Origin of the sequence: Streptomyces sp. NPDC127092 (assembly GCF_042722475.1) — a bacterium.
In the GTDB taxonomy this organism is placed as follows: domain Bacteria; phylum Actinomycetota; class Actinomycetes; order Streptomycetales; family Streptomycetaceae; genus Streptomyces.
On sequence record NZ_JBHXFE010000011.1, the window covers coordinates 10,401 to 37,054 of the forward strand.

The window sequence follows — 26,654 nt, forward strand, 5'->3', positions numbered from 1 at the left end:
CGTCGCCGTGGGCTGGGCTTCCGGGACAGGGGGAAAGAAGATCCGCGCTTCCGGGGGAGATGTGTGTGGACTCCCTAAAGGACTCCTGGTGAGAGGGCCCGGCCCCGGCACCCCTCTCGGGTGCCGGGCCAGGCCCTTCGTCGTCAGCTGGTCCGGTCGTCAGCGCGTCCGGTCGTCAGCGCGTCTGGGCGCTGAAGCCGCGCAGGAAGTTCTTCGTACCGCACCGGACGTTGGACTTCTGGCCCGGCCCGACCCACGGACCGTAGAGCGTCCAGGTCATGACGTGCTCGCGCGCCCCCTGCACCTGGTCGCACTTGATGACGACCCGGTGCTGCTTGACGGCCTTGCCGCTGCCCGACTTGCAGGTCGAGTACGCCGTGGGCCGGCCCAGCTTGTCCATGCTCGCGTACGCCTTGCAGGTGTACTTTCCGGCGGCCTGGGCCGGTGCGGCGGCGAGCAGTCCGGTGCCCGCGGCACCCAGCATGACGGCGAGTGCTCCGGACGCGAGCTTCTTCCCCCAGCGCATGTGCGTTCCTTTCCTCGTGCCGAGCCCTTCGTGAGGGCCCGGCACGTCGTTCACCTGCTGGTCGAGCAGGTCGTGCGTGTCCAGGCGTTCGCTCGGGCGAACACCTGGAGACAACCATTCACGCTCGGGGCGACACAAGGACTACCGAGGGTAATGAGTAGACGCTGAGTACCGCCTCCCATGGGCCGCTCCGTCCCGCTACCTACGGAGCCGCGCCCACGGGGTGAACGTGAACACCGCGCCGCCGAGCAGGATCACCGTGCCCGCGACCAGGGCGAGGGCGCGCAGGGCGCCGCCGTCCTCGGCACCGGTCTCGGCGAGCCCGCCGCCCGAACCTCCGCCGGACGTGATGGTCGACGAGCCGCCGGCCGCGCCGCCGGCCTGCTTCTCGGTGTCGAGCGTGAGCGAGGCCTGCACGGAGCCCTTGACCTCGCACGGGATGACGATCGGCGAGCCGCCGAGCGTCACGCTGATCGTCAGCTTGCCGGGGCTCAGGGTGGCCTTGCCGGACGCGCCCGGCTTGTACGTGCCGGTCATGTCGGTCAGGTCGACCGGCTTGCCCGCCTCCAGCGGTTCGGGGTTGGGCGCGCCGGTGACGGTGACCGTGCCGCTGTCGGCACCGCCGATCCTCACGGCCATGGAGGGCTTGAGCGCGCCCTTGGGGAGGGCGGCCGGGCTGTTCATGACGCCCTTGGCGGTCCTGACCGTGAGGTCGTAGGAGCCGCCGTTCTTCCTGGCGTTGATGGTGACCTTGGAGGCGATGGACGCGGGGCCGGGGGCCTGGCAGGCGAAATTCACGGCGACTTCCTTGCCGGGGAAGTCGGTCTGCCCGCCGCCACCGCCGGAGGTGGCGGTGCCGCCGGAGGTGGTGGTGCCGCCGGAGGTCGTGCTGCCGCCGGAAGTGGTGGTGCCGCCGGTGGTCGTCGTACCGCCCGCGGTGGTCGTCGTACCGCCGGATGTCGTCGTACCACCGCCGGACGTCGACGTACCGCCGGATGTCGACGTGCCGCCGGACGTCGACGTACCGCCGGACGTCGACGTACCGCCCGATGTCGACGTGCCGCCGGACGTCGTCGTGCCGCCGCTGGAGGAACCGCCGCCGTCCGTCACCTTGATCGTGGCGCCGACCGCGACCGTCTCCTTCGGCGAGCACTTCGTGTCCGTCGACATCGGCTTGGACACGTTGATCGTGTACTTGTCGGGCGTCAGCGTGATCTCGCCCGCCTTCTCCAGCTTCAGCCTGCCCTTCATGTCCGGCAGGACCATCGGGCTGTTCTTCGGGATCGGCGGGTTCTGCCGCGGGCCCTCCATCGCCAGCGTGCCGCTCGCCGCGCCGCCCAGCTTGACGACGCCGGTCGGCTTCACCGTGTCCTTCTCCAGGTCGAGGATGTCCGGGTTCTTGGAGGCGGCCTGGACCGTCTTCCAGACCACCTCCACCTCGTCACCGACCTTGGCCTCGGCGGGCGCGGTGATCTGCACCTTGGTGGTGCCCTGCACCGGCGGGAGGCCGGAGATGGAGGGCGGGATGCACTCGGTCTTGTACGAGACCTCCGCCGCCATGGCGGGGCCGGCGGCCAGCAGGATTCCCGCGCCGCCGAGCATCAGCGCGACGCCGGCCGCGCTGATCCTCCGTGTCGTGCGTGTCGTCCTCACGACTGTCCCTTCGTCGTCGGGCTGTTCTCTGACGGTGCGGAATCGGGGGTGAACCACGGCAGGACCGCGGTCGGTTCGTCGGCGGACGGCGCCGCCGGTACGGGTACGGGCGCCCCGCCCGGTGAGCGCCCCGGTTCACCGGGCGTGCGGCGGGATGTCCGGCGGGGCCGGTGCGGCCCGTGCGCGCCCTGCGGGCGGACCCGGTCGACGACCGCCATGCCGATGCGGAAGACGGCGGCCGGGACGACGAGCGCGAGGAGCACCCAGAAGAGCGTGACGCCGTACGGGCGGCCGACGCCCCAGGGCTGCTCGACCAGGACCTTCCCGCCGTGGCGCACGGACACCTGGTAGTCGCCGTGGGCGCCCGCCGTCAGCTCGACCGGCAGCCTCACCAGCGCCTTGCGGCCGGGCTCGATGGTGCCGCGCCACTGGCGTTCCTCGTACTGCGGCGCGAACACCCCGTGGCTGGTGCCGACTTCGAAGACCGGGTCCTTGACCGCAGTCTGCCCGAGGTTCCCGAGGGTGACGACGATCTCGCGGCGCGCGGGCGCGCCGAACCAGACCAGGACGCCGCTCGAACCCTCCAGCCGGGCGGAGGTGAGTACGACGAGCCGGCCGCTGCCGGCGTCCTCGGGCAGTGGCTCGGTGGGGTGCCCGGCGACGGTGAACTCGACGTCCACGGTGTCCTGTTGGCCGGTCACTCCGGCCACGTGGACGACGCAGGGGCAGGGCTCGGGCGGTTCGGCGACCGGCAGCTTCTGGCTGAAGGCACCCTTGGCGTCGACGGTGGCGGCGCGGCCGTCGGTGTTGGCGCAGGAGTTGGTGCCGCCGATGACGCCCTTGCCGGGCGCGGCCTGCCCGCAGATCAGCAGCATGAGCAGCGCGCCGGGCTTCCAGCCGGTGCCGCTCACGGTGATCTCGCCGCCCTTGCCGCCCTCGCCCTGCGAGAGCGCGACGGTGGGGCCCGCCGCGGCGACGGCCGGGGTGGCGGACGGCAGGGCGACGAGCAAGGCGGTGAGCAGTGCGGTGAGTAGTGCCGTGAGCGGTGCGGTGAGCGGTGCGGTGAGCGGTGCGGTGAGCGGTGCGCCCACGGCTGCGGTCACGGCTGTACGTGGTGCCGTACGCGGGTACGTCATCGTCTCCTCCGTATCGCGTACGTGGCCGAGCCCGCCGTCGCGAGGAGGACGGCCGCCAGGGCGCCGACGCCCGCCGCGGAGGCGAAGGCGGCGTCCGCGCGGGCGGTCGCCGGTGCCGCGCCGGGGGCGCCGGCCGTCAGGTGCACGGTGACCGAGTCGAGCAAGGGCGGGTCGGGCCAGGGTTCGGTGCGGGTGACGCGTTCGCCGGGCCGCAGGACGAGCGGAAGGGCGTGTTCGGGGCGGTCGAGCACGGTGCCGAAGAGGCCCTCGGCGCGGACGGCGAGGCGCGGGGCGAGCACGGTGTTGCCACGGTTGACCAGGGTGTAGCGCAGGGTGCCCGAGCGCCCGACAGCGACGTCCTCGACGGTGAGCGCGGCGAGCCGCGGCCCGCTGACCCGCAGGTGGAGCGGGACGGTGGTCTCGCGTCCGCCCGCGCTTGCCCGTACTTCGCCGCGATGGTCACCGGGCGGGGTGTCGGCGGTGACGGTGACGGCGAAGGGCACGTCGGCCCGCGTCCTCGCGGGCACGGTCACCGTCCGCACGGCGAAGGCGACGGCCGCGCCCTGTCCGGTGAGCCGGACGGTGAGCGGTTCGGCGCCGGGATTGGTGACCGAAAGGGTGTCCTGGAGCACGCTGCCGACCGGGCCCTCCAGGTAGACGTACGGCCGCCCGGCGGCGGGCACGGCACTCCAGCGGGCCGGGGCGGGTGGCGCCATGGCCTGACGGCCCTGCTGCGTGTCGGGAAGTCGGACGTGCTGGGCGGGGGGTGCGGCCTGTGGGGCCCGCTGGGCCGGAGGTGCGGCCTGCGGGGGCCGCTGGGCCGGAGGTGCGGCCTCCGGCTGGGCCTGTGGCGCCTTCCAGGCGTGGGCCGAGGCGGGTGAGGCGGCCGCCGGCAGGGCGGCCGAGAGCAGCACGAGGAGCGCGGCGGCGGCGCGGCTGGGCGCGGGCCGAAGGAGACCGCCCGCGCCGGCCCGGCCACCGCCTCCGCCCCCTCCGCCGGCCCCGCTGCCTCCGCTGCCGCCGCCGGGGCCACCGACACCGCCGCGCCGAAGGCCGCACCGGAAGAGCCCCGCCCCGCCCGCGTCGCCGCGCCCAAGCCCGTACCGGAAGGGCGCCGCCCCGTCCGCGTCACCAAGCCGAGGCCCGTTCCCGGCCCGTGCCGCCCGCATCAGCGTGCCGTGTGCCGTGCCGTGCGACGGGTGAGCCAGAGCACCCCGGCCGTGCCGGTGAGCAGCACGGTGCCGCCGAGGGTGCCGAGTGCGGCGGCCGAGTCGAGCGGGCCGGTCTTGGGCAGCCGGCCGCCGCCCGACTGCGTCGTACCGCCCGAGGAGTCGTCGGAGCCGCCGGAACCGCCGCCCGCCGCGGCCGTCACGTCGAGTTCGAGCGAGGGCTTGGGGTTGTTGGAGGGCTTGCAGACGGCCGCGTCCATGCCGAGAGCGTGGACGGTGAGCGTGCCCGCCGTGAAGGTGACCCTGCCACTCTTCTTCGGCGTGTACGTGCCGGTCAACTGCCCGATCTTGATGGGAGTGTTGGGCGGAATGGCGGCCGAGTTGGGCACGCCCTTGACCTGGACCTTCCCGCTGTCGGCGCCACCGACGACGAGTTCGGCGCGGGGCGTCATGACGCCCTTGGGCAGTTCGATCGGGCTGTCGGAGACGCCCTTGTCGAAGGACATCGTGATCCTGTACGAGCTGCCGTTCTTCTCGGCCTTGATGTCGACGGGCGAGACCGCGCTCTTGGGGCCGATCTTGGTCTCGCAGGCGTAGTCGACGTCGACGACGGCGGCGTGGGCGGCGGGCGCGGACAGCAGGACGGCCGAGCCCGCCACCGCGATCGCCACCGTCAGCCCACGGGCCGTTCTCCTCGGGTCCGGCACCTCGAACACCCCTCACCGCAAGGTTGCTGACGGTATATCAGATTGGCCGTCAAGGTACGCCGGGGGCCTTGTAGAGGGAAGAGAGAAGGATGTGAAAGTCCTACGGGGCGTTCGGGCGGGATGCGCGGGCGCCCTACGCGGGTGCGGCGAGTTCCGCCCAGACCGTCTTGCCGGGGGCGCCGGGCACGCGGTCGATGCCCCAGGCGCGGCAGAGCCGCTGGACGATGAACATGCCGTGGCCGCCCGGCCGCCCGGCGCGGTGCGGGGTGCGCGGGGCGGGCTGGCCGGCGCCGCGGTCGACGACCTCGAGGCGCAGCACGCCGGCGAGGCGCAGCACGCGGAGGCTCTCCGGGCCCTCGGCGTGCAGGCAGGCGTTGGTGACGAGTTCGGAGACGACGAGGAGGACGTCCTCGGCGGCGGCCCTGCGGTCGGCGGTCGCGGCCGGCAGCCAGCCCCAGTCGTGCAGCGCCTGCCGGGTGAAGTCACGCGCGAGCGGAACGGTGCCACTGGCCGCCCCGAGGGCGAGGGTGCGGACCTCGGGGTCGCCGGAGGCGGTCTCCTTCAACGCTTCACCTCACCGATTCAGCCGGTTCAACCGTTTGACGAGTTTGACGGGTTCAGGACACAGGGTGGCGGGGGCGGGCCTGGTAGGCCGGGCGCCGGACGGCCCCGGGGGGCGGACTCGACCACTCAACCACTCGCCCCCTCAGCCATTCAGCCGTTCGGCCGTTCAGCAATTCGGCCGTTCAGCAATTCACCATTCAACCGTTCAACCATCCAGCCACTCGACCCACTCAGCCGGGAAGGGCCGAGTCGAGCGAGTCGTGGATGGTGAAGACGGCGTCCGCTCCGGTGATCTCGAAGACCCTGGCCACCGGGGGCCGCATCGCCACCAGATGAACCCCGCCGCCGGCGGCGTCGGCTCTGAGCCGGGCGCCGAGCAGGACGTTCAGTCCGGTCGAGTCGCAGAACTCGAGGCGTGAGCAGTCGAGTACGAGGCGTGTCCGGCCCTCGTCGAGCGCGTGGTCGAGTGGCGCACGCAACAGTTCGGCGGTGTGGTGATCGAGCTCACCCACAGGGGTGAGCACCTCGCTCGCCCCCACGGTCCGGACCTCGACCCGGAACCGCCCGGGTGCGCTGCCGATGTGCTGGCGGTACATGCGTCGAACCATACAAGCGCACCCGCGTGCGCCGCACACAAGCTCCACCCCATACCGTAATGAACCGGACAATTGCCACTTGCAACCATCGGGGTCGAACCGGTAGGGCTAGAAGGACACCTTCCACTTGGCCGGCTTTGGAGGCGCCGCAAACCGCAGCGAGACAACGATGGAGGAGACCATGTCCCCCCGGCTCGACGTACCGGACCAGACGGCCCAGGACCTCGCGGAACTCCCGCGGATCCCGCACGCCGACGAGATCGCGCCGCACGACGCGCGCGCCCTGTCGAAGACCCTCTTCGCCCGCCTCGGCGACCTGGAGGAGGGCACGCACGAGTACGCGTACGTCCGCAACACCCTGATCGAACTCAACCTGGCCCTGGTCAAGTTCGCCGCCTCTCGGTTCCGCACCCGCAGCGAACCGATGGAGGACATCGTCCAGGTCGGCACCATCGGCCTCATCAAGGCGATCGACCGCTTCGAACTGGCGCGGGGCGTCGAGTTCCCCACCTTCGCGATGCCGACGATCATCGGCGAGATCAAGCGCTTCTTCCGCGACACCTCGTGGTCGGTGCACGTCCCGCGCAGGCTCCAGGAGCTCCGCCTCGACCTGGCCAAGGCCGGCGACGAACTCGCCCAGCGCCTCGACCGGGCGCCCACCGTCGAGGAGCTCGCCCGCGAGCTGGGCATCCGTACCGAAGAGGTCGTCGAGGGCATGACCGCGGCCAACGCGTACACCGCGAGCTCGCTCGACGCCCCGCCCGAGGAGACCGACGCGGACGGCGCGACCCTCGCCGACCGGCTCGGCTACGAGGACCACGGCATCGAGGGCATCGAATACGTCGAGTCGCTCAAGCCGATGATCGCGTCGCTTCCGGCGCGCGAGCGCCGCATACTGTCGCTGCGCTTCACGGCCGGGCTCACCCAGTCGGAGATCGGCGAGGAGCTGGGCATCTCGCAGATGCACGTGTCGCGGCTGCTGTCCCGTACGCTGGCGCGGCTGCGCAAGGGCCTGACGGCCGAGGAGTGAGGCCGGACAGGGTGGGGGCGCCGTGAACGACATGCCCGTCGGGACCGGCGCGCTGCTCGGTACGGGCCGGTCGGCCGACGTGTACGCCCTCGCCGGACCGGACGAGGGCCGGGTGCTGCGCCGCTACCGCGACGGCGGTGACGCGGAGCCCGAGGCCAGGATCATGCGCGACCTCGCGCGGCGCGGCTATCCCGTGCCGCGGGTCGCCCGCGCGTCGGGCCCGGACCTGGTCATGGAGCGCCTGCACGGCCCGACGCTGCTGGAGTCGGCGGCCGCGGGCGCCGTCACTCCCGAGGCCGCGGGCGCGCTCCTCGCCGACCTGCTCCACCGCCTCGGCACCACACCGTGGATCCACCTGGACCTCCACCCCGGCAACGTCGTCCTCGCACCGAAGGGCCCCGTCGTCATCGACTGGCGCACCGCCCGCGAGGGCCCGCCGGGCCTGGACCGCGCGATGTCCGCCCTCCTCCTCGCGGAGGCGGCCCTCTCCGCCGCCCCGTACGCGGAAGGCGCCCGCACGGCCCTGACAACCCTCCTCACCCACCTGACCACCCCGGTCACGCCGCACCTCCCCGAGGCAACCACCCTCCGCACGGCGGACCCGAACCTGTCCCCGTCGGAACGCACGGCCGTACCGACGGCCGGCCACCTGGTCACGACCCTGGCCCCGTAGCCCAAGCCCGCCAAAACAGCCGACCTGCACGTCACCCGGCACTTCGCCCGGCCGCATCAGCTTCGGGGCGTCGGGTCCGCAGAGGTCACAGCGTGCCCACGCACGCCTCGTTGCCCTCCGGGTCCGCGAGGACCCAGTGGGACGGGGCGTGGGCGTCGGTGACGAGGGTGCCGCCGGCTGAGAGGGCGGCGGCGATGCGGGTCTCGGCCTGGTCGTGGGGGACCCAGACGTCGACGTGGACGCGGTTGCGCTGGGGGCGCGGGGTGTCCATCTGCTGGAAGTAGAAGGCGGCGTTGCGGCGGCGGAGGTCGATGAGGTCCTCCGGGCTGCCCGCGCGGTGCTCGTAGCCGAGGAGGGCGCGCCAGAAGGGCGTGACCTTGTCGATGGACAGGGCGTCCACGGTGACCTGGACCGTGCTCAGGGCGGAGGGGTCCGGGACCAGGCCGTGGTCCGCCGCCAGGCGGGAGATGCGCTGCGCCAGGGCGGGGTCGTGCTCCGTCAGGCCGTACAGCTCGTCCGTCGCCGTGACCAGGCGGACCGTGACCCCGTCCGGGCGGACGTCCACGTCCGGGGCGCGGTCCGCCGTCTCCGGCAGGGCGGCGAGCTCGGCGACGAAGCGGGCGCCCGCGGCGAAGGTGCCGGTGCGGAAGTACGCACAGGCGCCCTCGCCGAGGACCCGCCAGTCGTCGAGGCCGGGAGTCTCGCGGAAGCGGCTCGGGCGGATCTTCTGGGGCCGAGGAGACTGAGGGGGCTGAGGGGGCGTCTGCATGCGCGCCAACCTAGCCGCGGCTTCAGACCGTTCGCAGGCCCTTTCGCCAGACCTCCGCGACCAGCGGAACACCCGGGCGGTACGCCAGGTGCACGTGCGACGGCGCGTCGAGGATCATCAGGTCCGCGCGGGCGCCCACGCTCAGGCGGCCGACGTCCGTGCGGCGCAGGGCCGCCGCACCGCCCGCTGTGGCGGACCAGACGGCCTCGTCCGGCGTCATCCGCATGTCGCGGACCGCGAGCGCGATGCAGAAGGGCACGGAGGACGTGAAGGACGAGCCCGGGTTGCAGTCCGTGGACAGGGCGACGGTCACGCCCGCGTCCAGGAGGCGGCGCGCGTCCGGCCACTGCGCCCGCGTCGAGAACTCCGCGCCCGGGAGAAGGGTGGCGACCGTCGACGAGTTGGCCAGCGCGTCGACGTCCTCGTCCGTCAGGTGCGTGCAGTGGTCCGCGCTCGCCGCGTCCAGCTCCACCGCCAGCTGCACACCGGGGCCGTACGAGAGCTGGTTCGCGTGGACGCGGGCCTGCAGGCCCTTCGCCTGCCCGGCGGTGAGGACCGCGCGGGCCTGGTCGCCGTCGAAGGCGCCCTTCTCGCAGAACACGTCGACCCAACGGGCGTACGGGGCGCAGGCGTCCAGCATCTCGCCGGTCACCAGGTCCACGTACCCGGCCGGGTCGTCGGCGTAGTCGGGCGGCACGATGTGCGCGCCGAGGTACGTGACCTCGTCGGTGTGCTCGGCGGCGACGCGCAGCGCGCGGGCCTCGTCCTCGACCGTCAGGCCGTAGCCGGACTTGGTCTCGAAAGTGGTCGTGCCCTGGCGCAGCGCCTCGTACATGTAGCGGGCGACGTTGGCGGAGAGCTCGGCGTCGGACGCGGCGCGCGTGGCCGCGACCGTCGTGCGGATGCCGCCCGCCTGGTACGGCTGGCCGGACATCCGCGCGTGGAACTCGGCGGTCCGGTCGCCCGCGAAGACCAGGTGCGAGTGGGAGTCGACGAAGCCGGGGACGACCGCCCGGCCGCCGGCGTCGACCCGGTTGTCAGTGGCGGGTGCTTTGCTTGATTCACCGACCCAGACGACACGGTCGCCTTCGATGACGACGGCCGCGTCCTGGATCAGGCCGAGAGGAGTTCCATCACCGAGGGAGGGGTCGTTGGTGACGAGACTGGCGATGTTGACGATGGCGGTGGCGGTCGTCGCCACGGCGCTGTTCGCGCTCGTGGGGGCGGAGGTCGCCGCGGGGTTGTTCCTCGCCGCCGGGCCCGTGTTCATCTTGAGAGATCTCTCCTTCAGCCGCGCAGGGCGGCGATCGAGTCCGCGAGGGCGCGGCCGGCGTCCGGTACGGAGGAGTGGACCCCGTCCCGTACGACGTGACGCCCGCCCACGACCGTGTGCCGCACGTCCGCGGCCGACGCTGCGAATACCGCCGTCTCGGCTGCCAGACGCGGTGCCGGCCCCGCTGTCCTGACGGAGTCCAGGGCGATCGTCGTGAAGTCGGCGAGCGCGCCGGTCTCCAGGGTGCCCGCGTCCTGCCAGCCGAGGGCCGCGTGGCCGTCCGCGGTCGCCGCGCGCAGCAGTGCCGCGGCGGTCCAGTGGCCGCGGGTGCGGGTGCGCAGGCGCTCGTCGAGTTCCATCGCGCGGGCCTCTTCCAGGAGGTCGACGACCGCGTGGCTGTCGCTGCCGAGGGAGAGGGGGGATCCGGCGCGCTGGAGGGCGACGGCGGGGCCGATGCCGTCCGCGAGGTCCCGTTCCGTCGTGGGGCACATGCAGGTGCCGGTCGTGGTGGAGCCGATCAGCGCGATGTCGGCGTCCGTCATGTGCGTGTTGTGGACGCCCGTGGTCCGCGCGCCCAGGACGCCGTGGTCGGCGAGGAGCTGGGTCGGCGTGCGGCCGTGGGCGGCGAGGCAGGCCTCGTTCTCGGCGGTCTGCTCGGAGAGGTGGACGTGGAGCGGGGCCTGACGGTCCTGCGCCCAGCCGGCCACCGTCGACAGCTGGTCGGCCGGGACGGCCCGTACGGAGTGGACGGCCGCACCGATCCGGACGCCCTCGCGCTCCTTCAGGAGCGACACCCGCTCCGCCCACGCGTCGGCGGTGCCGTCGCTGAAGCGGAGCTGGTGCGGCTCCGGTGCCGCGCCGAAGCCGGACGAGAGGTAGGCCGTGTCGAGGAGGGTGATCCGGATGCCGGCTTCCGCGGCGGCCGCGATGAGGGCCTCGCCCATGGCGTTGGGGTCGGCGTACGGGGCGCCGCCGGGCGCGTGGTGCAGGTAGTGGAACTCGCCGACGGAGGTGATGCCGGCCAGGGCCATCTCCGCGTACACGGCGCGCGCGAGGGCGAAGTAGCTGTCGGGGGTGAGGCGCTGGGCGACCGTGTACATGACCTCGCGCCAGGTCCAGAAGGTGCCGGAGCCGACCTGGACGGTGCCGCGCAGGGCCCGGTGGAAGGCGTGCGAGTGTGCGTTCGCCAGGCCGGGGAGGGTGAAGCCGCGCAGCACCTCGGCGCCGGGCGGCGGGGTGTCGACGCCGGTCCGTAGGGCCGCGATGCGGCCGTCGGAGACGTCGAGCACGACGCCCGGCTCGACGTTCGTGCCGAGCCAGGCGTGCTCGAGCCAGTACGTCGTGGTCACCTGCACGCCAGTCCTTCCAGTACGTCGGCGAGTGCGCGGACGCCCGCCACGCAGTCGTCCTCGGCCGCGAACTCGGCCGGGGAGTGCGAGACGCCCGTGGGGTTCCGTACGAACAGCATGGCGGTCGGGATCGAGGCGGACAGGATTCCCGCGTCGTGTCCCGCGCCGGTCCCGAGGACCGGGACCTTGTCGCCGGTCGTCTCGCCCAGGATCCGCCCCATCTCCTCCCGCAGCGCGTGCCCGAACTCGACGACCGGGGTGAAGGACTCGCGGACGACGGCGAGGTCGACGCCCTGGCGCACGGCGTGGTCGCGGGCGGCGGTCTCGATGCCGGCGACGACGGCGTCCAGGGACTCCTGGTCGGCGGCGCGCGCGTCGAGCCAGCCGCGCACGAGCGAGGGGATGGCGTTGACGCCGTTGGGCTCGACGGCGATCTTGCCGAAGGTGGCGACGGCGCCCGCGAGTTCGGCCTCGCGGCGGGCGGCGAGCACGGTCTCGGCGTACGGCAGCATCGGGTCGCGCCGGTCGACGAGCCGGGTGGTGCCCGCGTGGTTGGCCTCGCCGTGGAAGTCGTACCGCCAGCGGCCGTGCGGCCAGATGGCGGAGGCGATGCCGACGGCGTCGCCGGACAGGTCCAGGGCGCGGCCCTGCTCGACGTGCAGTTCGACGAAGGCGCCGATGCGGGCGAGCCGCTCGTGGTCCGGGCCGATGGCCTCGGGGTCGTAGCCGGCGGCCTCCATGGCCTGCGGGAGGCTGATGCCGTCGGCGTCGCGCAGTTCGAAGGCCTTCTCCTTGGTCAGCTGCCCGGAGGTGAGCCGGGAGCCGACGCAGGCGAGCCCGAAGCGGGCGCCTTCCTCGTCACCGAAGTTGACGATGGCGAGGGGCCGCCGGAACGAGACGCCGCGGGCGCGGAGTTCGTCGAGGGCGGCGAAGGCGGAGACGACGCCGAGCGGGCCGTCGAAGGCGCCGCCGTCGGGGACGGAGTCCAGGTGGGAGCCGGTGACGACGGCGTCACCGGCGGTGGGGTCGCCGAGCCAGGCCCACTGGTTGCCGTTGCGGTCGGTCTCGACGTCGAGGCGGCGGGCCTCCGCCTGCATGCGGAACCAGAGCCGGCAGTCGGCGTCGGCGCCGGTCCAGGCGTAGCGGCGGTATCCGCCCGAGGCGTCGCTGCGGCCGGTGGGCCGCAGCGACGTCCACATGGCGTGGAAGGACGTGCTCACGCGTCGTCGCCCTCGCGCATCGGGACGCGGACGCCCTTCTCGTCGGCGACCCGCTCGGCGATGTCGTAGCCGGCGTCGACGTGGCGGATGACGCCCATGCCGGGGTCGTTCGTCAGCACGCGGCGGATCTTCTCGCCGGCGAGCTTGGTGCCGTCGGCCACCGAGACCTGGCCGGCGTGGATGGAGCGGCCCATGCCGACGCCGCCGCCGTGGTGGATCGACACCCAGGAGGCGCCGGAGGCGACGTTGACCATGGCGTTGAGCAGCGGCCAGTCGGCGATGGCGTCGGAGCCGTCGAGCATGGCCTCGGTCTCGCGGTACGGGGAGGCCACGGAGCCGCAGTCGAGGTGGTCGCGGCCGATGGCGAGGGGCGCGGCGAGGGTGCCGTCGGCGACCATGTCGTTGAACATGGCGCCGGCCTTGTCGCGCTCGCCCTGGCCGAGCCAGCAGATGCGGGCGGGCAGGCCCTGGAAGTGGACGCGCTCGCCGGCCATCTTGATCCAGCGGTGCAGGGACTCGTTCTCGGGGAAGAGGTCGAGGATCGCCTTGTCGGTCTTGGCGATGTCGGAGGCCTCGCCGGACAGGGCGGCCCAGCGGAACGGGCCCTTGCCCTCGCAGAACAGCGGGCGGATGTAGGCGGGGACGAAGCCGGGGAAGGCGAAGGCGCGGTCGTAGCCGGCCAGCTGGGCCTCGCCGCGGATGGAGTTGCCGTAGTCGAAGACCTCGGCGCCGGCGTCCATGAAGCCGACCATGGCCTCGACGTGCTTCGCCATGGACTCGCGCGACCGCTGGGTGAAGCCGGCCGGGTCCTTGGCGGCCGCGTCGGCCATGTCCTCGAAGGCGACGCCGACGGGCAGGTAGGACAGCGGGTCGTGGGCGGAGGTCTGGTCCGTGACGATGTCGATCGGCGCGCCCTCGGCGAGCATCTGCGGGAGCAGCTCGGCGGCGTTGCCGAGGAGGCCGATGGAGAGCGGGCGGCGGGCGTCGCGGGCCTCGGTGGCGAGCTGGAGGGCGTGGGCCAGGTTGTCGGCCTTCACGTCGAGGTAGCGGTGCTCGATGCGGCGCTCGATGGCGCGCGGGTCGCAGTCGATGCAGATGGCGACGCCGTCGTTCATGGTGACGGCGAGCGGCTGGGCGCCGCCCATGCCGCCGAGGCCGGCGGTGAGGGTGATCGTGCCGGCGAGGCTGCCGCCGAACTTCTTCGCGGCGACGGCGGCGAAGGTCTCGTAGGTGCCCTGGAGGATGCCCTGGGTGCCGATGTAGATCCAGGAGCCGGCCGTCATCTGGCCGTACATGGTGAGGCCGAGCTGCTCCAGGCGGCGGAACTCCTCCCAGTTGGCCCAGTCGCCGACGAGGTTGGAGTTGGCGATGAGGACGCGCGGGGCCCACTCGTGGGTCTGCATGACGCCGACCGGGCGGCCGGACTGGACGAGCATGGTCTCGTCCGCCTTGAGGGTCTTCAGGGTGCGGACCATGGCGTCGAAGGAGCGCCAGTCGCGGGCGGCCTTGCCGGTGCCGCCGTAGACGACGAGCTTGTCGGGGTGCTCGGCGACCTCGGGGTCGAGGTTGTTCTGCAGCATCCGGAGGGCGGCCTCCTGCTGCCATCCCAGGGCGCTCAGTTCCGTACCGCGCGGGGCCCGTACGGGGCGGGGTCCTGACATGGCGATGCCTCCTCGGCTCGTCGGCTATTCATTCAGGTATTCACATCCTGAGCGACTGAATAGTCTTAGTCAACAGCTGCGGGGCGGACCCGCCCGGTGGTGGGATGAAGGCATGACTTCGACCCGTCGGGAGCACGCTCGCGACCAGGCCGTCCGCGCCGCCGTCGAGCAAGGCCTCCTGTCCGCCGCCGAACCCGTCGTCGCCCTCCTCGACACCGCCGGAATCCGCGCCTCCGCCGCCGCCCTGACCAGCGCCTTCGCCGCCGTCACCGACGCACCGGTGCTGCACGCCTTCGCCGTCAAGGCCTGCCCGCTCGTGCCCGTGCTCCGCCTGCTGCACGAGGCGGGCCTCGGCGTCGAGGTCGCGAGCCCCGGCGAACTGGCCCTGGCCCGCGCCGCCGGCGTGCCGCCCGCCCGCACCGTCCTCGACTCCCCCGCCAAGACGCCCGCCGAGCTGCGCCAGGCCCTCGCGCTCGGCATCGCGGTCAACGCCGACAACCTCCAGGAACTGGCCAGGATCGACGCCCTGGTCGCCTCCGCGCCCACCGCCTCGCCGCTCGGCGTCCGGGTCAACCCCCAGGTCGGCGCCGGGACCATCGGCGCGCTGTCCACCGCGACCGCCACCTCCAAGTTCGGCGTGGCCCTGCGCGACCCGGGGGCCCGGGAGGCGGTCGTCCAGGCCTATCTGGACCGCCCCTGGCTCACCCGCCTGCACACCCACACCGGCTCCCAGGGCATCCCGCTCGCCCTGATGGCCCAAGGCGTACGGGAGGCGTACGAGCTCGCCGAGGAGATCAACACCAAGGCCGGCCGGCAGCAGATCGACACCGTCGACATCGGCGGCGGGCTGCCGGTCAACTTCGCCTCCGACGAGGAGACCCCCACCCACGCCGAGTACGCGGCGCTGCTCGCCTCGACCGTGCCCGGCCTGCTCGACGGGCGGTACGCCCTGGTCACCGAGTTCGGCCGCTCGCTGCTCGCCAAGCACGGCACCGTCCTGGCGCGCGTCGAGTACACCAAGACCTCCGGCGGCCGCCCCATCGCCGTCACCCACGCCGGCGTCCAGGTCGCCACCCGCACCGTCTACGCCCCCGAGTCCTGGCCGCTGCGGATCCTCGGCTACGACTCCGAGGGCCGGCCCCGCACCGGCGAGCCCCTCGTCCAGGACGTGGCGGGCCCCGCCTGCTTCGCCGGCGACCTGCTCTGCACCGGCCAGGCCCTGCCGCTGCTGCGCCCCGGCGACATCGTGGCCGTACCGGACACCGGCGCGTACTACTTCGCCCACCACTACGCGTACAACAGCCTGCCCCGGCCCGCCGTGCACGGATTCACCCCGACGGACGCGGGCGGCGTCGCCTTCACCACCGTCCGCCGGGCCCAGACGCTCGACGAGATCGTGGCCGAATCGGGCGGCGAACATCCCGACGCGCTCGTGCGGCAGCCGCTGCGGGAGTCCGTCCCCGGTGCTCCCATGGAGCCATGACAGCAACCACGACGGTGGTCGTCGAACGCCGGGTCGCCGCCTCCCCCGGCCGGGTCTGGGAATCGATCACCGACCTGCGGAACATGCCGCGGGTGCTCTCCGGCGTCGAGAAGGTCGAGGTGCTCACCGAGGGCGGCTTCGCGGTGGGCACCCGCTGGCGCGAGACCCGCCGGATGATGGGCAAGGCCGCCACGGAGGAGATGACCGTGACCGTCTGCGAGCCCACCGAGCGGTACGTCACCGTCGCCGACTCCCACGGCATGCACTACGCCTCCGAGCTCACCCTCACCCCCGAGGGGCCCGCGGCCTCCGCCACCGCGACCACCCTCCGCATGACCTTCACCGCCCGCCCCGCCCACGACCGCACCCCCGGCCTGTTCACCCGGCTGGTCAGCCGCCTGGGCGCACGGGCGGTGGCGAAGGCCCTCGGCAAGGACCTGGACGAGATCGCGCGGGCGATCGAGAGCAGCGGCTGAGCGGGGCCGGAGCGACGGCCGAGCACTCCTGACGAGCAATCCTGACGAGCAGCAGTCCTGGCGCGTAGTCCTGACGGGCAGTCCTGACGAGCAGTCCTGACAAATTCCTCTGGAAAATGCCAGAACTCCCGCCGACGATCACGACGTTGAGTAGCGTCACCGTTACTGCCGTACGTCCGCACGCCGCATCGGGAGGGGATCACGCGTGCCCGGAATCGACGAGTGCCTGCTGGAGGCCATGGGCCTGCCGGGGGCACGCGGGGCCTGGCTGGTCGACTGGACCAGCGGTCTGGCCCTCGGGGCGGCGGGCGAGTCCCCGGTCGGCGACCACGAGACGACCGCCGCCGAGAGCGCCGAACTGGCGCGGGCCGCGGCCGAGTTCGAGTCCCCGGCCGTCGAGGGCGCCCCACCGGACCCCGCCGTCCCGCCCGTCGAGGACCTGATCGTCACCACCCGCGCCGGCTACCACGTGATCCGCTTCGTCGAGACCGCCTTCGACAGCAGCGTCTTCCTCCACCTCTGGCTCGACCGGAGCACCGGCAACCTCGCCCTCGCCCGCATCCGGCTCGGCGACCTCGCCCAGCGGCTGGTGCTCGGATGAACGCCACCGCCACGCCCGTCTCCCCGATGCTCACCCGCCTCGCCGCCGAGAAGGCCACCGGCGCCCTGCTGCGCGACCACGGCACGCTCTACCTCGTCGACGGCCGCGTCGTGCACGCGGAGAGCCCCGACTCCCCCGGCGTCGACGTCCTGCTCACCGCCGCCGGGCGGCTGCCACGCGAGGGCTGGGACGAGGCCGTCGACCGGGCCGGGGCACGCGGCGCGGTCGGCCGCTTCCTGGTCGACAGCGGCCGGCTGCACGACGGGGAGCTGGAGATATGCCACCTCGGCGCCGTCTTCGACGCGGCCTTCTTCGCCCTCGCGCCCGCCAGCGGCCCCACCCGCTTCCGGTACGGGGTGGGGCACTGGTTCGGCACGGTACGGCCGGTCGACACCGGGGCCGTCGAGCGCGAGACGCTGCGCCGCCGCGAACTCCTCGACAGCGTGTGGCCCTACCCCGCCGTCGACCGCGCGCCCGTGGTGCCCCGGCCGGCCGCCCCCGGCCAGCCGGTCGGCGCCCGCGGGCGGGCGCTGCTCGCGGCGGCCGACGGGGTCCGCACCCCGGCGGACCTCGCCCGGCTGCTCGGCCGGCCCGCGTTCCACACCCTGCTCGACGTCCGGCGGCTCGCCGCGGCCGGCCTGGTCGAGACCCCGTACGAGGCACCGCCGCCGGCCCCGCCCTCCGTCCCCGCGTGGGTGGGCGAGGCGGTCGCCACCCCCGACCCCGACATCGCCCTGCTTCGCCGGCTCCGCGACGCCCTGGAGGCAGCTCTGTGATGAGGCGTGCCCTGCGCCTGCGCGCCGAGAGGAGACAAATGATGACCGCAGAAGCCGAGGTGCTCGTCGAGCTGAGACGGCTGCGGGCCCGGCTGCCGCAGCTCACCGGGGCCCTGACGGCCAGCGCCGACGGCCTGGTCCTGGCCCAGGACGCGGTGGACGGTGAGGCGGAGAGCGTGGCGGCACTGACGGCCGCCGCGCTGGGCGTCGGGCAGCGGCTCGCCGACACCACCGGACAGGGCGGCTTCCGCGAGCTCCTGGTCCGCGGCGAACACGGCTACGTGGCGACGTACGCGGCGGGCGGCTCGGCCGTCCTGACCCTGCTCGCCGAACCCCGCATCAACGTCGGCCGGCTCCACCTGGAAGCCCGCCGGTCCAGCGCACGGATAGGCGAACTCGTCGACGGCGCCCTGGAACGCAGAGACCCGAACTGACCGGATTCCCCTCTCACGAAGGAAACAGCATGGCGAACACCGAGACCTCCCTGAAGGAAGCGGCCCAGATCGAAGGCGCGATCGGCGCCGCCCTCGTCGACTACTCGAGCGGCATGGCCCTCGGCATGATCGGCGGCGGCAAGGAACTCGACCTGAACGTGGCGGCGGCCGGCAACACGGACGTGGTCCGCGCCAAGGTCCGCACGATGGAGATGCTGGGCCTCAACGAGGAGATCGAGGACATCCTGATCACCCTGGGCAGCCAGTACCACCTGATCCGCCTGCTCAAGACCCGGGGCTCGGCCGGCCTCTTCCTCTACCTGGCCCTCGACAAGAACCGCGCCAACCTGGCGATGGCCCGCCACCAGCTCAAGAAGATCGAGGCGGAGCTCGAGGTCTAGACGGCCTAGTCGACGAACAGGCCCCGCGCCGCCGCCTTCACGTCGAACTCCTCCAGGCGGGCCTGGGCGTCCGGCAGTTCGTCCGCCATCGCCTCCAGGAGCACCCGGCCGAGCAGCATCGGCGCGCAGGCCGTGTCGAAGGCGAGGCCGGTGCCGACGGCGGCCGGGATGAGCAGGTCGCTGTGGGCGGCGACGGGTGCGAACGCGGACTCGGCGACGGTCACCACCGTGAGGCCCGCCGAGCGGGCGTACGCGAGCGCGTCGACGACCTCGCGCGGGTGCCGGGGCAGCGCGAAGCACAGCAGCGCCGAGGCCCCGGCCCGTACGGCCGCGTCGAGGCGGTCGTCGAGCATCGAGCCGCCCTCGTCGAGCAGCCGTACGTCGGGGTGGACCTTGCCCGCGAAGTACGCGAAGCCCCGGGCCTGCGAGGAGGCCGCCCGCAGCCCCAGCACGGGCAGCGGGCGCGAGGCGGCGAGCAGCCGTCCGGCCTGCTCGACGGGCGCGGGGTCGGCGAGCAGTTCGGCGAGGTGCCTCAGGTTCTCGATCTCGCCGAGCACCGCCTGCTGGTACTCGTTGTGCGCGGCGTGCTCCTCGGCGACCGCGGGCACGCTTTCCCTCAGGTGCCTGCGGAGCGCCGGGTAGCCGTCGAAGCCCAGGGCCACGGCGAAGCGGGTGACGGAGGGCTGGCTCACGCCGGCGAGCTCGGCCAGCTCGACGCTGGACAGGAACGGCACGTCGGCGGCGCGGCGCACCATGCAGTGCGCGATCCGCCGCTGGGTCGGCGTGAGCCGATGCCCTTCGAAGAGCGCCTGCAGCCGTCCGGCCGGGCTGTCGCTCATGCCTGCCGTCCCCCTTCCACCCGTCTGCCTATTCATCCACCTGGAACTCTGCATGAACATATGCAGACAGGCAAGGGACGGCTGGGGACGCCGGGGAAGAGGAGGTTGCGCGGGGACCGCCGCACCCCCGTTTCCGGGGGGCGGGACGACGGCGGTCCCCGCGAGGGACACGGGCCCGGGTCAGGGCCGGTCCGCGTCCGCGGCGTGCGAGGAGTTCCGGGAGCCGCTCCGGAGGTCCGTGACGCCGACGAGGACTACTGTGCCGGTGCCTTGTTAAGCGGGTGCTGCGGGTACGTGTCGCGCTCGTACCGATTGCGCGAACGCGTACCCGCCGCCGCTCCCGCGGGGGCTGACCGGCCGTCAGTGCTGCTTCGGGCCGCCGCTCGCGGCCAGGAAGGCCAGCAGGTCCTGGCGGCTGACCACGTCGGTGGGCTTGCCCTCGACCAGCACGATCGCCGCGTCCGCGTCGCCGAGCACCGCCATCAGGTCCGCGACCGGCTCGCCCGAGCCGACCTGCGGCAGCGGGGAGGACATGTGGTCCTCCAGCGGGTCCTCCAGGGACGCCTTCTGGGTGAACAGCGCGCTCAGCAGCTCGCGCTCGACGACCGAGCCGATGACCTCGGCGGCCATCACGTCGGGGTGGCCGGCGCCCGGCTTCACGATCGGCATCTGGGAGACGCCGTACTCGCGCAGCACCTCGATGGCCTGGCCGACGGTCTCGTCCGGGTGCATGTGGACGAGCGAGGGCATGCCGCCCGACTTGTGGCGGAGCACGTCGGCGACGGTCGCGGAGGTGGTGTCCTCCAGGAAGCCGTAGTCGGCCATCCACTCGTCGTTGAAGATCTTGGAGAGGTAGCCGCGGCCGGAGTCCGGCAGCAGGACCACCACGACGTCGTCGGGGCCGAGCTCCCGGGCGACCTCGAGGGCGGCGACGACCGCCATGCCGCAGGAGCCGCCGACGAGCAGGCCCTCCTCCTTGGCGAGGCGGCGGGTCATCTGGAAGGAGTCCTTGTCGGAGACCGCGACGATGCGGTCGGCGACGTTGCGGTCGTAGGCGGTGGGCCAGAAGTCCTCGCCGACGCCCTCGACCAGGTACGGGCGGCCGGAGCCGCCGGAGTAGACCGAGCCCTCCGGGTCGGCGCCGATGACCTGGACCTTGCCGCCGGAGGCGTCCTTCAGGTAGTTGCCGGTGCCGGAGATGGTGCCGCCGGTGCCGACGCCCGCGACGAAGTGGGTGATCTTCCCCTCCGTCTGCTCCCACAGCTCGGGACCGGTGGTCTCGTAGTGCGAGCGCGGGTTGTTCGGGTTGGAGTACTGGTCGGGCTTCCAGGCGCCCGGCGTCTCACGGACGAGGCGGTCCGACACGTTGTAGTACGAGTCCGGGTGCTCCGGGTCGACGGCCGTCGGGCAGACGACGACCTCGGCACCGTAGGCCCGCAGGACGTTGATCTTGTCCGTGGACACCTTGTCGGGGCACACGAAAATGCACTTGTAGCCCTTCTGCTGGGCCACGATCGCCAGGCCGACGCCGGTGTTGCCGGACGTGGGCTCGACGATGGTGCCGCCGGGCTTGAGCGCGCCGCTCTCCTCGGCCGCCTCGATCATGCGCAGGGCGATGCGGTCCTTGACCGAGCCGCCGGGGTTGAAGTACTCGACCTTGGCCAGGACGGTCGCCTGAATGCCGGCCGTCACACTGTTGAGCTTCACCAGCGGGGTGTTGCCGACGAGGCTGATCATCGAGTCGTGGAATTGCACCGTAGTCTCCGGGGTCTCCGTAATGGTCCTGCCAGCGTATTCCGTGGGATGCGTAGTCGGAGCCGGTTACGGGGCAGTGAGTAACCGAGACGGCTCGAAGGAGGTGGCGGCCCGATGTCCAGAGCGCGGGTGGCGCGGCGGATCGCGGCGGGAGCGGCGTACGGCGGCGGGAGCATCGGACTGCTCGGCGTGGCCGCCGTCGGGGTGCTCCTGGCGGAGGTCGCCCTGGCCAAGAAGTCGGTGGGGGGCGGCGTGGCACCGCTGCCGCCGGGCGCGGACGGGCGCTACGGGCAGTCCTACGGCTCCGGCGGCGCGGGCGGCGGGCCGGGCGGCTCGGGCGGGCCGGGCGGGGCCGTAGGAGCCGGGGGCTCCGGGGCCTCCGGGAGCTCCGGGCAGCACGGGGCCGGGCAGCACGGGGGCGGGCGGCACGGCTCCGAGGCGCCGCTGCGGCTGGCCCTTCTGGGTGATTCCACGGCGGCCGGCCAGGGCGTCCGCCGCGCCGGGCAGACGCCGGGCGCGCTCATCGCCTCCGGGCTCGCGGCGGTGGCCGAGCGGCCGGTGGACCTGCGCAACGTGGCACTGTCCGGCGCGCGCTCGGACGACCTCGAACGACAGGTCTCGCTGCTGCTCGCCGCCCCGACCGGACCGCCGGACGTGTGCGTGATCATGATCGGCGCCAACGACGTCACGCACCGGATGCCGGCCACCCAGTCGGTGCGCTGCCTCGCGGCGGCGGTCCGGCGGCTGCGGACGGCCGGCGCCGAGGTGGTGGTCGGCACCTGCCCGGATCTCGGCACGATCGAGCCCGTCTACCAGCCGCTGCGCTGGCTCGCCCGGCGGGCCTCGCGGCAGCTCGCGGCGGCGCAGACGATCGTGGTGATCGAGCAGGGCGGCCGGACGGTGTCGCTGGGCGACCTGCTCGGGCCGGAGTTCGCCGCGAACCCGCGCGAGATGTTCGGGGTGGACAACTTCCACCCCTCGGCGGAGGGCTACGCGACGGCCGCGATGGCGGTCCTGCCGACCGTGTGCGCGGCGCTCGGGCTGTGGCCGGAGGCCGACCGGATCGACGTGGCCCGGCGCGAGAACATGCTGCCGGTGGCGAAGGCGGCGGCCGAGGCGGCGAAGGAGGCCGGTACGGAGGTCACGGGGGCGCGGGCGCCGTGGGCGCTGCTGAAGCACCGGCGGCGTCGGCGGCTGCCGGTGCCGGACGCCGGTGCGGGTGCGCTGGAGGGCGAGGCGTCCGACGACGTGCCGCTGTCGCGGGAGCCGTGAGGTCGGACGGGGCGGGGCGGTGCGGCTGGGCCGTGGTCCTTCGGGGGCCGGGACCTCCGCGGGTGCGGGGGTGTCCGGACTGCCACCTACCCTTCGCTTCGCTCGTGGAGGAGGCCGAAACGTCCGGACACCCCCACCCCCGCTCCGGTCCCGGCCCCCTCCCCGCCGTCGTCGGCCTCGGGTCCCTTTCGGTCGCACACTTGGGTGGGGGCCTCCGCTCGGGTTGCTGAGCGAGCGCTTAGAAAAGAGGTCCGCATCACATCGTCGGGGCGGTGACCCGCGCGGTACGTACGGGTAACTTCCCTTTCTGTCCGCCCACCCAGCACCTCCTGGAGCCGTGATGCCCGAAGCAGTCATCGTCTCGACCGCCCGCTCGCCGATCGGCCGGGCCTTCAAGGGCTCCCTGAAGGACCTGCGTCCCGACGACCTGACCGCCACGATCATCCAGGCCGCCCTCGCCAAGGTGCCCGAGCTGGACCCGCGCGACATCGACGACCTGATGCTCGGCTGCGGTCTGCCCGGCGGCGAGCAGGGCAACAACCTGGGCCGCATCGTGGCCGTGCAGATGGGGATGGACCACCTGCCGGGCTGCACCGTCACCCGGTACTGCTCCTCGTCGCTGCAGACCTCGCGCATGGCGCTGCACGCGATCAAGGCCGGCGAGGGCGACGTCTTCATCTCGGCCGGTGTCGAGATGGTCTCCCGGTTCGTGAAGGGCAACTCCGACTCGCTGCCCGACACGCACAACCCGCTCTTCGCCGAGGCCGAGGCCCGTACCGCCGCCGTCGCCGAGTCCGAGGGCTCCACCTGGCACGACCCGCGCGAGGACGGCCTGGTCCCCGACGCGTACATCGCCATGGGTCAGACGGCCGAGAACCTGGCCCGCTGGAAGGGCGTCACGCGCCAGGAGATGGACGAGTTCGGCGTGCGCTCGCAGAACCTCGCCGAGCAGGCCATCAAGAACGGCTTCTGGGAGCGGGAGATCACTCCGGTCACGCTGCCGGACGGCACGGTCGTCTCCAAGGACGACGGCCCGCGCGCGGGCGTGACCATGGAGGGCGTCTCCGGGCTCAAGCCGGTCTTCCGGCCCGACGGACTCGTCACCGCCGGCAACTGCTGCCCGCTGAACGACGGTGCCGCGGCCGTCGTGATCATGTCCGACACCAAGGCGCGCGAGCTGGGTCTGACCCCGCTGGCCCGGATCGTCTCCACCGGCGTCTCCGGACTCTCGCCCGAGATCATGGGCCTCGGGCCGGTCGAGGCGTCGAAGCAGGCGCTGCGGCGGGCCGGTCTCACCACGAGCGACATCGACCTGGTCGAGATCAACGAGGCCTTCGCCGCGCAGGTCATCCCGTCCTACCGGGACCTGGGCTTCGACCTCGACAAGGTCAACGTGAACGGTGGCGCCATCGCCGTCGGCCACCCGTTCGGCATGACCGGCGCCCGCATCACCGGCACGCTCATCAACAGCCTCCAGTTCCACGACAAGCAGTTCGGTCTGGAGACCATGTGCGTCGGCGGTGGGCAGGGCATGGCCATGGTCATCGAGCGGCTGTCCTGATCCCGTCGGGAGCCCTCGCTAACCGCGCCGCGTCCAAGCCGTGACCGAATCTCCCCCAGGATGTGACATACATCCCGGGGGAGAGTTCTTTTCCCAGGTCACAGGGGTATCGGGACTAAACACCAGGCACAAATACCTGTCCATTTCGTGACGTAATGCACTGACAGGCGGCGCCACCCCACGACACTCTGATGTAGGAAGTCGGGGGATCGACTCGGAATCGGGAGTACGTCAGTGAGCGCACTGTCTCTTGCCCTGCTGGTGACCACCGCCGCTGCCACGGCCGTGGGCGCCGCCGCTCTGCACTCGGCCCACGCTCTCCGTAAGCAGATCACCGCGCTGCGTGGCGAACTCGCCGCGGCCCAGGGCGTGTCCGTCCCCGCGGCCCGGCAGTCGGACGCCGCCGAGATACGGGCCGCGGTCGCCGAGGCGCTGGCCGAGGAGCGCGAGCGGGAGCTCGCCGAGGCGCGGGCCTTCTGGGCCGCGCAGGAGGCACGCGACGCCGCCGACGCCCCGTCCCTGCTGGGCGGTCCGGTCGCGCCCGCCGAGGAGGGCCCGTACTTCGTCCCGCGCCAGGCCGACTTCGTGGGCCTGGAGGCGATGGCCCTGGAGGCCATGGAGGCGGAGGCCGCCGCGCTCGACGGCCGCGAGACCGCCGCACAGGACCCGCTGGACGTGTTCGACACCTTCGACGCCCTGGAGGAGTTCCCTGAGCTCACCGGCGCCGGTGAGTACACCGAGGACTCCCCCGAGCTGGCCGCGGCGCGCCGCCGCCACCCCTCGCACCCGGACTTCGTGCCGGTCCGCACTCCCGTGGTCACCGACCACGAGCGCACAGTGGCCCGTCTCGAGGAGCTCGCCGACACCGGCACGGCGCTGACCGACGTCCGCCCCGGCCCGCTGGGCACGCTGGACGTGTACGTCTTCGCCGACGGCACCACGCTCTGTATGACCCCGGGCCACCGGGAGACGGCCGAGCGCCTCGCCGAGGCCCTGCGCGCCGGCCACACCCCGGTGCTGCTCGGCGGCTCGGGCGTGTCCGGCGCCTACGCCCTGACCTTCTCGTGCGGCGACGCGGCCGAGGACAACGTCTACATCCTCGCCGACCGCGTCATCGCCAGCCTCTAGGGCCTGCAGGCGGGTTCACAGGCCCGAGCGGGCCTCCGCCTCCCGTACCAGTCTCACGGCCTCGTCGAGGTCGCCCTCCGGGGCGTCCGCCGGGGCCGTTCGCATGCTTTCGGCCAGATCCGCGGCGGCGACCGCGAGTTGGTCCGCGACCGCGAAGACGCCGGCGTCCGGCATGATCCGCGGCTCCCCGCCGGGGTTCTCCAGGCGCTGCGCCCGGGTGGCCAACTCCCTGGCCAGGGCCAGGCCTTCGGCTGCCGCGCCGCGCAGGAGGCGGCTCTGCGGGGCGGCCCGCAGCCGGTCGGCGAAGCGCTCGGCTGCGGCGGTCAGTTCGGTCGTATCGCGCACTCCGCGACCCTACGCGCCGCCCGGGGACCATTGCCAACGGGCGAACGCTCGGGCACGGTGACGTGAAGGAGCACAGGCACAACGCGTCCGGAGGCGCCGATGTCCCACGCATTCTCCGAGGAGACCCACCGCAACCTGCTCGCCCGTATCCCCCGATGCACCGGTCGTGAGATCTCCGACTGGTTGCGGGCCGTCGAGGAGGGCCCGTCCCTCATCCGCTTCGAGGAGAAGGTCAGCTGGCTGCGCGGCGAGCACGGTCTCGCCTACGGCCACGCGAAGGCGATCATCCACGAGTACGACCTGCGGAGGGCCGCCCGCCGCATGACCTGACGGTCACTTCCCGACGTGACGGCCGAGGAAGTCGCGGACCAGTTCCGCGATCTCCTCGCCGTGCGTCTCCAGGGCGAAGTGCCCGGCGTCGAGCAGGTGGATCTCCGCGTCCGGCAGGTCGCGGGCGAAGGCCTCGGCACCGGCCGGGCCGAAGATCTCGTCGCCCCGGCCCCAGGCCGCCAGCAGCGGCGGCCGGTGGGTGCGGAAGTACTCCTGGAAGGCCGGGTAGCCGTCCAGGTTGAACTGGTAGTCCCAGAAGAGCTGGAGCTGGATCTCCTGGTTGCCGGGCCGGTCGAGGCCGGCCTGGTCCAGGGTCCAGGTCTCCGGGCCGATCCGGTCGAGCCGGTCGGCCGGGACGCCGTGGGTGTACTGCCAGCGGGTGGCCTCGGGGGTCAGCAGCGCGCGGACGCCCTCCTCGTTGGCCTCCCGGTCCTTGGCGTGCGCGAAGAGCACGTCCCAGAAGGGCGTGAAGCCCTCCAGGTAGGCGTTGCCGCTCTGGGTGACGATCGCGGTGACCCGCTGGGGGTGCCGGGAGGCGATGCGCAGGCCGATGGGCGCGCCGTAGTCCTGGACGTAGAGCGCGAAGCGGTCGAGGCCGAGCTGGTCGAGGAGCTTCAGGGTGATGTCGGTGAGCTTCTCGAAGCTGTAGTCGAAGCCGTCCACGGCGGGCGCGGCGGAGGCGCCGAAGCCGATGTGGTCGGGCGCGATCAGGTGGTACGCGTCGGCGAGCTCGGCCATCAGTCCCCGGTACATGTGCGAGCTGCTCGGGAAGCCGTGCAGCAGCACCAGGGTGGGCCGGGACGGGTCTCCGGCCTCGCGGTAGAAGACCTCCAGGCCGTCGACGGTCGTGGTGCGGGAGCGCAGGGCGAAGCTGGACATGGGACCTCCCCGTTCGAGGGAGAACGAGCGTTCTCCCGATGCCTTGTA

At 73.0% G+C, this 26,654-nt stretch carries 28 protein-coding genes; 12 read left to right on the forward strand and 16 right to left on the reverse strand.

All coding sequences use genetic code 11. The annotated features are described in order from the left end of the window. Positions 1-175: 175 nt before the first annotated feature. The 7 genes from ACFWJO_RS11625 to ACFWJO_RS11655 form a co-directional block, all read right to left on the reverse strand. On the reverse strand, positions 176-640 hold the full coding sequence (locus ACFWJO_RS11625; protein WP_386864528.1) for a hypothetical protein: 465 nt from the start codon (positions 638-640) through the stop codon (positions 176-178). Between the two features lie 84 nt (positions 641-724). Then, positions 725-2,128 (reverse strand): hypothetical protein, encoded by a 1,404-nt coding sequence (locus ACFWJO_RS11630; RefSeq protein WP_386864655.1) that lies wholly within the window; start codon positions 2,126-2,128, stop codon positions 725-727. A 47-nt stretch (positions 2,129-2,175) separates the two neighbouring features. After that, positions 2,176-3,282, reverse strand: a complete 1,107-nt coding sequence (locus ACFWJO_RS11635) for a hypothetical protein (protein ID WP_386864529.1) — start codon at positions 3,280-3,282, stop codon at positions 2,176-2,178. 29 nt (positions 3,283-3,311) lie between these two features. Then, positions 3,312-4,031 carry a hypothetical protein gene (locus tag ACFWJO_RS11640; protein ID WP_386864530.1) on the reverse strand — a complete coding sequence of 240 codons (720 nt, stop codon included), beginning with the start codon at positions 4,029-4,031 and terminating at the stop codon, positions 3,312-3,314. 452 nt (positions 4,032-4,483) lie between these two features. Continuing rightward, on the reverse strand, positions 4,484-5,191 hold the full coding sequence (locus tag ACFWJO_RS11645; RefSeq protein ID WP_386864656.1) for a peptidase: 708 nt from the start codon (positions 5,189-5,191) through the stop codon (positions 4,484-4,486). Positions 5,192-5,324: 133 nt separating this feature from the next. Continuing rightward, on the reverse strand, positions 5,325-5,756 hold the full coding sequence (locus ACFWJO_RS11650; protein ID WP_386864531.1) for an ATP-binding protein: 432 nt from the start codon (positions 5,754-5,756) through the stop codon (positions 5,325-5,327). A gap of 229 nt (positions 5,757-5,985) precedes the next feature. After that, positions 5,986-6,351, reverse strand: a complete 366-nt coding sequence (locus ACFWJO_RS11655; protein WP_386864532.1) for an STAS domain-containing protein — start codon at positions 6,349-6,351, stop codon at positions 5,986-5,988. 169 nt (positions 6,352-6,520) lie between these two features. On the opposite strand from ACFWJO_RS11655, the gene ACFWJO_RS11660 reads away from it, so the two are divergent. Further along, positions 6,521-7,381: an RNA polymerase sigma factor SigF gene (locus tag ACFWJO_RS11660; protein WP_386864533.1), complete on the forward strand. Its 861-nt coding sequence runs from the start codon at positions 6,521-6,523 to the stop codon at positions 7,379-7,381. 31 nt (positions 7,382-7,412) lie between these two features. After that, entirely contained in the window at positions 7,413-8,054 is a 642-nt protein-coding gene (locus ACFWJO_RS11665; RefSeq protein ID WP_386864657.1) for a phosphotransferase, read from the forward strand. A gap of 85 nt (positions 8,055-8,139) precedes the next feature. Here ACFWJO_RS11665 and ACFWJO_RS11670 read toward each other — a convergent pair whose 3' ends face one another. The 5 genes from ACFWJO_RS11670 to hutU are packed head-to-tail and all read right to left on the reverse strand — an operon-like array spanning position 8,140 to position 14,326. Next, positions 8,140-8,823 carry a VOC family protein gene (locus tag ACFWJO_RS11670; RefSeq protein WP_386864534.1) on the reverse strand — a complete coding sequence of 228 codons (684 nt, stop codon included), beginning with the start codon at positions 8,821-8,823 and terminating at the stop codon, positions 8,140-8,142. A 22-nt stretch (positions 8,824-8,845) separates the two neighbouring features. Beyond that, a complete protein-coding gene (gene hutI, locus ACFWJO_RS11675; protein ID WP_386864535.1) occupies positions 8,846-10,093 on the reverse strand; it encodes an imidazolonepropionase in 1,248 nt (415 codons plus the stop codon). A gap of 17 nt (positions 10,094-10,110) precedes the next feature. Next, positions 10,111-11,445, reverse strand: a complete 1,335-nt coding sequence (locus tag ACFWJO_RS11680; RefSeq protein ID WP_386864536.1) for a formimidoylglutamate deiminase — start codon at positions 11,443-11,445, stop codon at positions 10,111-10,113. Next, positions 11,442-12,644 carry an allantoate amidohydrolase gene (locus ACFWJO_RS11685; RefSeq protein WP_386864658.1) on the reverse strand — a complete coding sequence of 401 codons (1,203 nt, stop codon included), beginning with the start codon at positions 12,642-12,644 and terminating at the stop codon, positions 11,442-11,444. Before ACFWJO_RS11685 ends, ACFWJO_RS11680 begins: the two co-directional genes overlap by 4 nt. Positions 12,645-12,661: 17 nt before the next feature. Then, entirely contained in the window at positions 12,662-14,326 is a 1,665-nt protein-coding gene (hutU, locus tag ACFWJO_RS11690; protein WP_386864537.1) for a urocanate hydratase, read from the reverse strand. A gap of 112 nt (positions 14,327-14,438) precedes the next feature. Between hutU and ACFWJO_RS11695 the strand changes: the two genes are divergently transcribed. The 6 genes from ACFWJO_RS11695 to ACFWJO_RS11720 all read left to right on the forward strand — a co-directional run bounded on the left by ACFWJO_RS11695 (position 14,439) and on the right by ACFWJO_RS11720 (position 18,497). Then, entirely contained in the window at positions 14,439-15,809 is a 1,371-nt protein-coding gene (locus tag ACFWJO_RS11695) for a diaminopimelate decarboxylase (RefSeq protein WP_386864538.1), read from the forward strand. Further along, positions 15,806-16,285, forward strand: coding sequence for an SRPBCC family protein (locus ACFWJO_RS11700; protein WP_386864539.1), 480 nt, complete (start codon positions 15,806-15,808; stop codon positions 16,283-16,285). The genes ACFWJO_RS11695 and ACFWJO_RS11700 overlap by 4 nt, the downstream gene beginning before the upstream one ends. Positions 16,286-16,490: 205 nt before the next feature. After that, the gene (locus ACFWJO_RS11705) at positions 16,491-16,886 is read left to right on the forward strand and encodes a hypothetical protein (protein ID WP_386864540.1); all 396 of its coding nucleotides are present in this window, start codon (positions 16,491-16,493) and stop codon (positions 16,884-16,886) included. Further along, a complete protein-coding gene (locus ACFWJO_RS11710) occupies positions 16,883-17,662 on the forward strand; it encodes a transcriptional regulator (RefSeq protein WP_386864541.1) in 780 nt (259 codons plus the stop codon). Before ACFWJO_RS11705 ends, ACFWJO_RS11710 begins: the two co-directional genes overlap by 4 nt. Next, complete coding sequence (locus ACFWJO_RS11715; RefSeq protein ID WP_128983634.1) at positions 17,662-18,096, forward strand: roadblock/LC7 domain-containing protein; 435 nt, start codon at positions 17,662-17,664, stop codon at positions 18,094-18,096. The genes ACFWJO_RS11710 and ACFWJO_RS11715 overlap by 1 nt, the downstream gene beginning before the upstream one ends. Before the next feature lie 29 nt (positions 18,097-18,125). Further along, entirely contained in the window at positions 18,126-18,497 is a 372-nt protein-coding gene (locus ACFWJO_RS11720; RefSeq protein WP_386864542.1) for a hypothetical protein, read from the forward strand. Between the two features lie 5 nt (positions 18,498-18,502). Here ACFWJO_RS11720 and ACFWJO_RS11725 read toward each other — a convergent pair whose 3' ends face one another. Together ACFWJO_RS11725 and ACFWJO_RS11730 are read right to left on the reverse strand one after the other, a co-directional pair. Then, positions 18,503-19,336 carry a MurR/RpiR family transcriptional regulator gene (locus ACFWJO_RS11725; RefSeq protein WP_386864543.1) on the reverse strand — a complete coding sequence of 278 codons (834 nt, stop codon included), beginning with the start codon at positions 19,334-19,336 and terminating at the stop codon, positions 18,503-18,505. Between the two features lie 360 nt (positions 19,337-19,696). Further along, positions 19,697-21,091 (reverse strand): cystathionine beta-synthase, encoded by a 1,395-nt coding sequence (locus tag ACFWJO_RS11730; RefSeq protein WP_384423241.1) that lies wholly within the window; start codon positions 21,089-21,091, stop codon positions 19,697-19,699. A gap of 129 nt (positions 21,092-21,220) precedes the next feature. On the opposite strand from ACFWJO_RS11730, the gene ACFWJO_RS11735 reads away from it, so the two are divergent. The 3 genes from ACFWJO_RS11735 to ACFWJO_RS11745 all read left to right on the forward strand — a co-directional run bounded on the left by ACFWJO_RS11735 (position 21,221) and on the right by ACFWJO_RS11745 (position 25,052). Beyond that, on the forward strand, positions 21,221-22,363 hold the full coding sequence (locus tag ACFWJO_RS11735) for an SGNH/GDSL hydrolase family protein (RefSeq protein WP_386864659.1): 1,143 nt from the start codon (positions 21,221-21,223) through the stop codon (positions 22,361-22,363). A 340-nt stretch (positions 22,364-22,703) separates the two neighbouring features. Beyond that, a complete protein-coding gene (locus tag ACFWJO_RS11740) occupies positions 22,704-23,924 on the forward strand; it encodes an acetyl-CoA C-acetyltransferase (protein WP_386864544.1) in 1,221 nt (406 codons plus the stop codon). 234 nt (positions 23,925-24,158) lie between these two features. Then, positions 24,159-25,052, forward strand: coding sequence for a hypothetical protein (locus tag ACFWJO_RS11745; protein WP_386864545.1), 894 nt, complete (start codon positions 24,159-24,161; stop codon positions 25,050-25,052). Positions 25,053-25,067: 15 nt separating this feature from the next. Here ACFWJO_RS11745 and ACFWJO_RS11750 read toward each other — a convergent pair whose 3' ends face one another. Continuing rightward, positions 25,068-25,397, reverse strand: a complete 330-nt coding sequence (locus ACFWJO_RS11750) for a hypothetical protein (RefSeq protein WP_386864546.1) — start codon at positions 25,395-25,397, stop codon at positions 25,068-25,070. Positions 25,398-25,496: 99 nt separating this feature from the next. On the opposite strand from ACFWJO_RS11750, the gene ACFWJO_RS11755 reads away from it, so the two are divergent. Further along, complete coding sequence (locus tag ACFWJO_RS11755) at positions 25,497-25,727, forward strand: DUF4287 domain-containing protein (protein ID WP_384421309.1); 231 nt, start codon at positions 25,497-25,499, stop codon at positions 25,725-25,727. 3 nt (positions 25,728-25,730) lie between these two features. Here ACFWJO_RS11755 and ACFWJO_RS11760 read toward each other — a convergent pair whose 3' ends face one another. Next, entirely contained in the window at positions 25,731-26,606 is an 876-nt protein-coding gene (locus tag ACFWJO_RS11760; RefSeq protein ID WP_386864547.1) for an alpha/beta fold hydrolase, read from the reverse strand. Between the last annotated feature and the right edge of the window lie 48 nt (positions 26,607-26,654).

Bases quoted from the DNA above. Each gene is read 5' to 3' on its own strand.
- ACFWJO_RS11630 (WP_386864655.1), bottom strand. From the start codon at position 2,128: ATGCTCGGCGGCGCGGGAATCCTGCTGGCCGCCGGCCCCGCCATGGCG.
- ACFWJO_RS11640 (WP_386864530.1), bottom strand. From the start codon at position 4,031: ATGGCGCCACCCGCCCCGGCCCGCTGGAGTGCCGTGCCCGCCGCCGGG.
- ACFWJO_RS11655 (WP_386864532.1), bottom strand. From the start codon at position 6,351: ATGTACCGCCAGCACATCGGCAGCGCACCCGGGCGGTTCCGGGTCGAG.
- ACFWJO_RS11660 (WP_386864533.1), top strand. From the start codon at position 6,521: ATGGAGGAGACCATGTCCCCCCGGCTCGACGTACCGGACCAGACGGCC.
- ACFWJO_RS11665 (WP_386864657.1), top strand. From the start codon at position 7,413: ATGCCCGTCGGGACCGGCGCGCTGCTCGGTACGGGCCGGTCGGCCGAC.
- ACFWJO_RS11670 (WP_386864534.1), bottom strand. From the start codon at position 8,823: ATGCAGACGCCCCCTCAGCCCCCTCAGTCTCCTCGGCCCCAGAAGATC.
- hutI (WP_386864535.1), bottom strand. From the start codon at position 10,093: ATGAACACGGGCCCGGCGGCGAGGAACAACCCCGCGGCGACCTCCGCC.
- ACFWJO_RS11685 (WP_386864658.1), bottom strand. From the start codon at position 12,644: ATGTGGACGTCGCTGCGGCCCACCGGCCGCAGCGACGCCTCGGGCGGA.
- hutU (WP_386864537.1), bottom strand. From the start codon at position 14,326: ATGTCAGGACCCCGCCCCGTACGGGCCCCGCGCGGTACGGAACTGAGC.
- ACFWJO_RS11695 (WP_386864538.1), top strand. From the start codon at position 14,439: ATGACTTCGACCCGTCGGGAGCACGCTCGCGACCAGGCCGTCCGCGCC.
- ACFWJO_RS11700 (WP_386864539.1), top strand. From the start codon at position 15,806: ATGACAGCAACCACGACGGTGGTCGTCGAACGCCGGGTCGCCGCCTCC.
- ACFWJO_RS11710 (WP_386864541.1), top strand. From the start codon at position 16,883: ATGAACGCCACCGCCACGCCCGTCTCCCCGATGCTCACCCGCCTCGCC.
- ACFWJO_RS11715 (WP_128983634.1), top strand. From the start codon at position 17,662: ATGAGGCGTGCCCTGCGCCTGCGCGCCGAGAGGAGACAAATGATGACC.
- ACFWJO_RS11720 (WP_386864542.1), top strand. From the start codon at position 18,126: ATGGCGAACACCGAGACCTCCCTGAAGGAAGCGGCCCAGATCGAAGGC.
- ACFWJO_RS11725 (WP_386864543.1), bottom strand. From the start codon at position 19,336: ATGAGCGACAGCCCGGCCGGACGGCTGCAGGCGCTCTTCGAAGGGCAT.
- ACFWJO_RS11740 (WP_386864544.1), top strand. From the start codon at position 22,704: ATGCCCGAAGCAGTCATCGTCTCGACCGCCCGCTCGCCGATCGGCCGG.
- ACFWJO_RS11755 (WP_384421309.1), top strand. From the start codon at position 25,497: ATGTCCCACGCATTCTCCGAGGAGACCCACCGCAACCTGCTCGCCCGT.
- ACFWJO_RS11760 (WP_386864547.1), bottom strand. From the start codon at position 26,606: ATGTCCAGCTTCGCCCTGCGCTCCCGCACCACGACCGTCGACGGCCTG.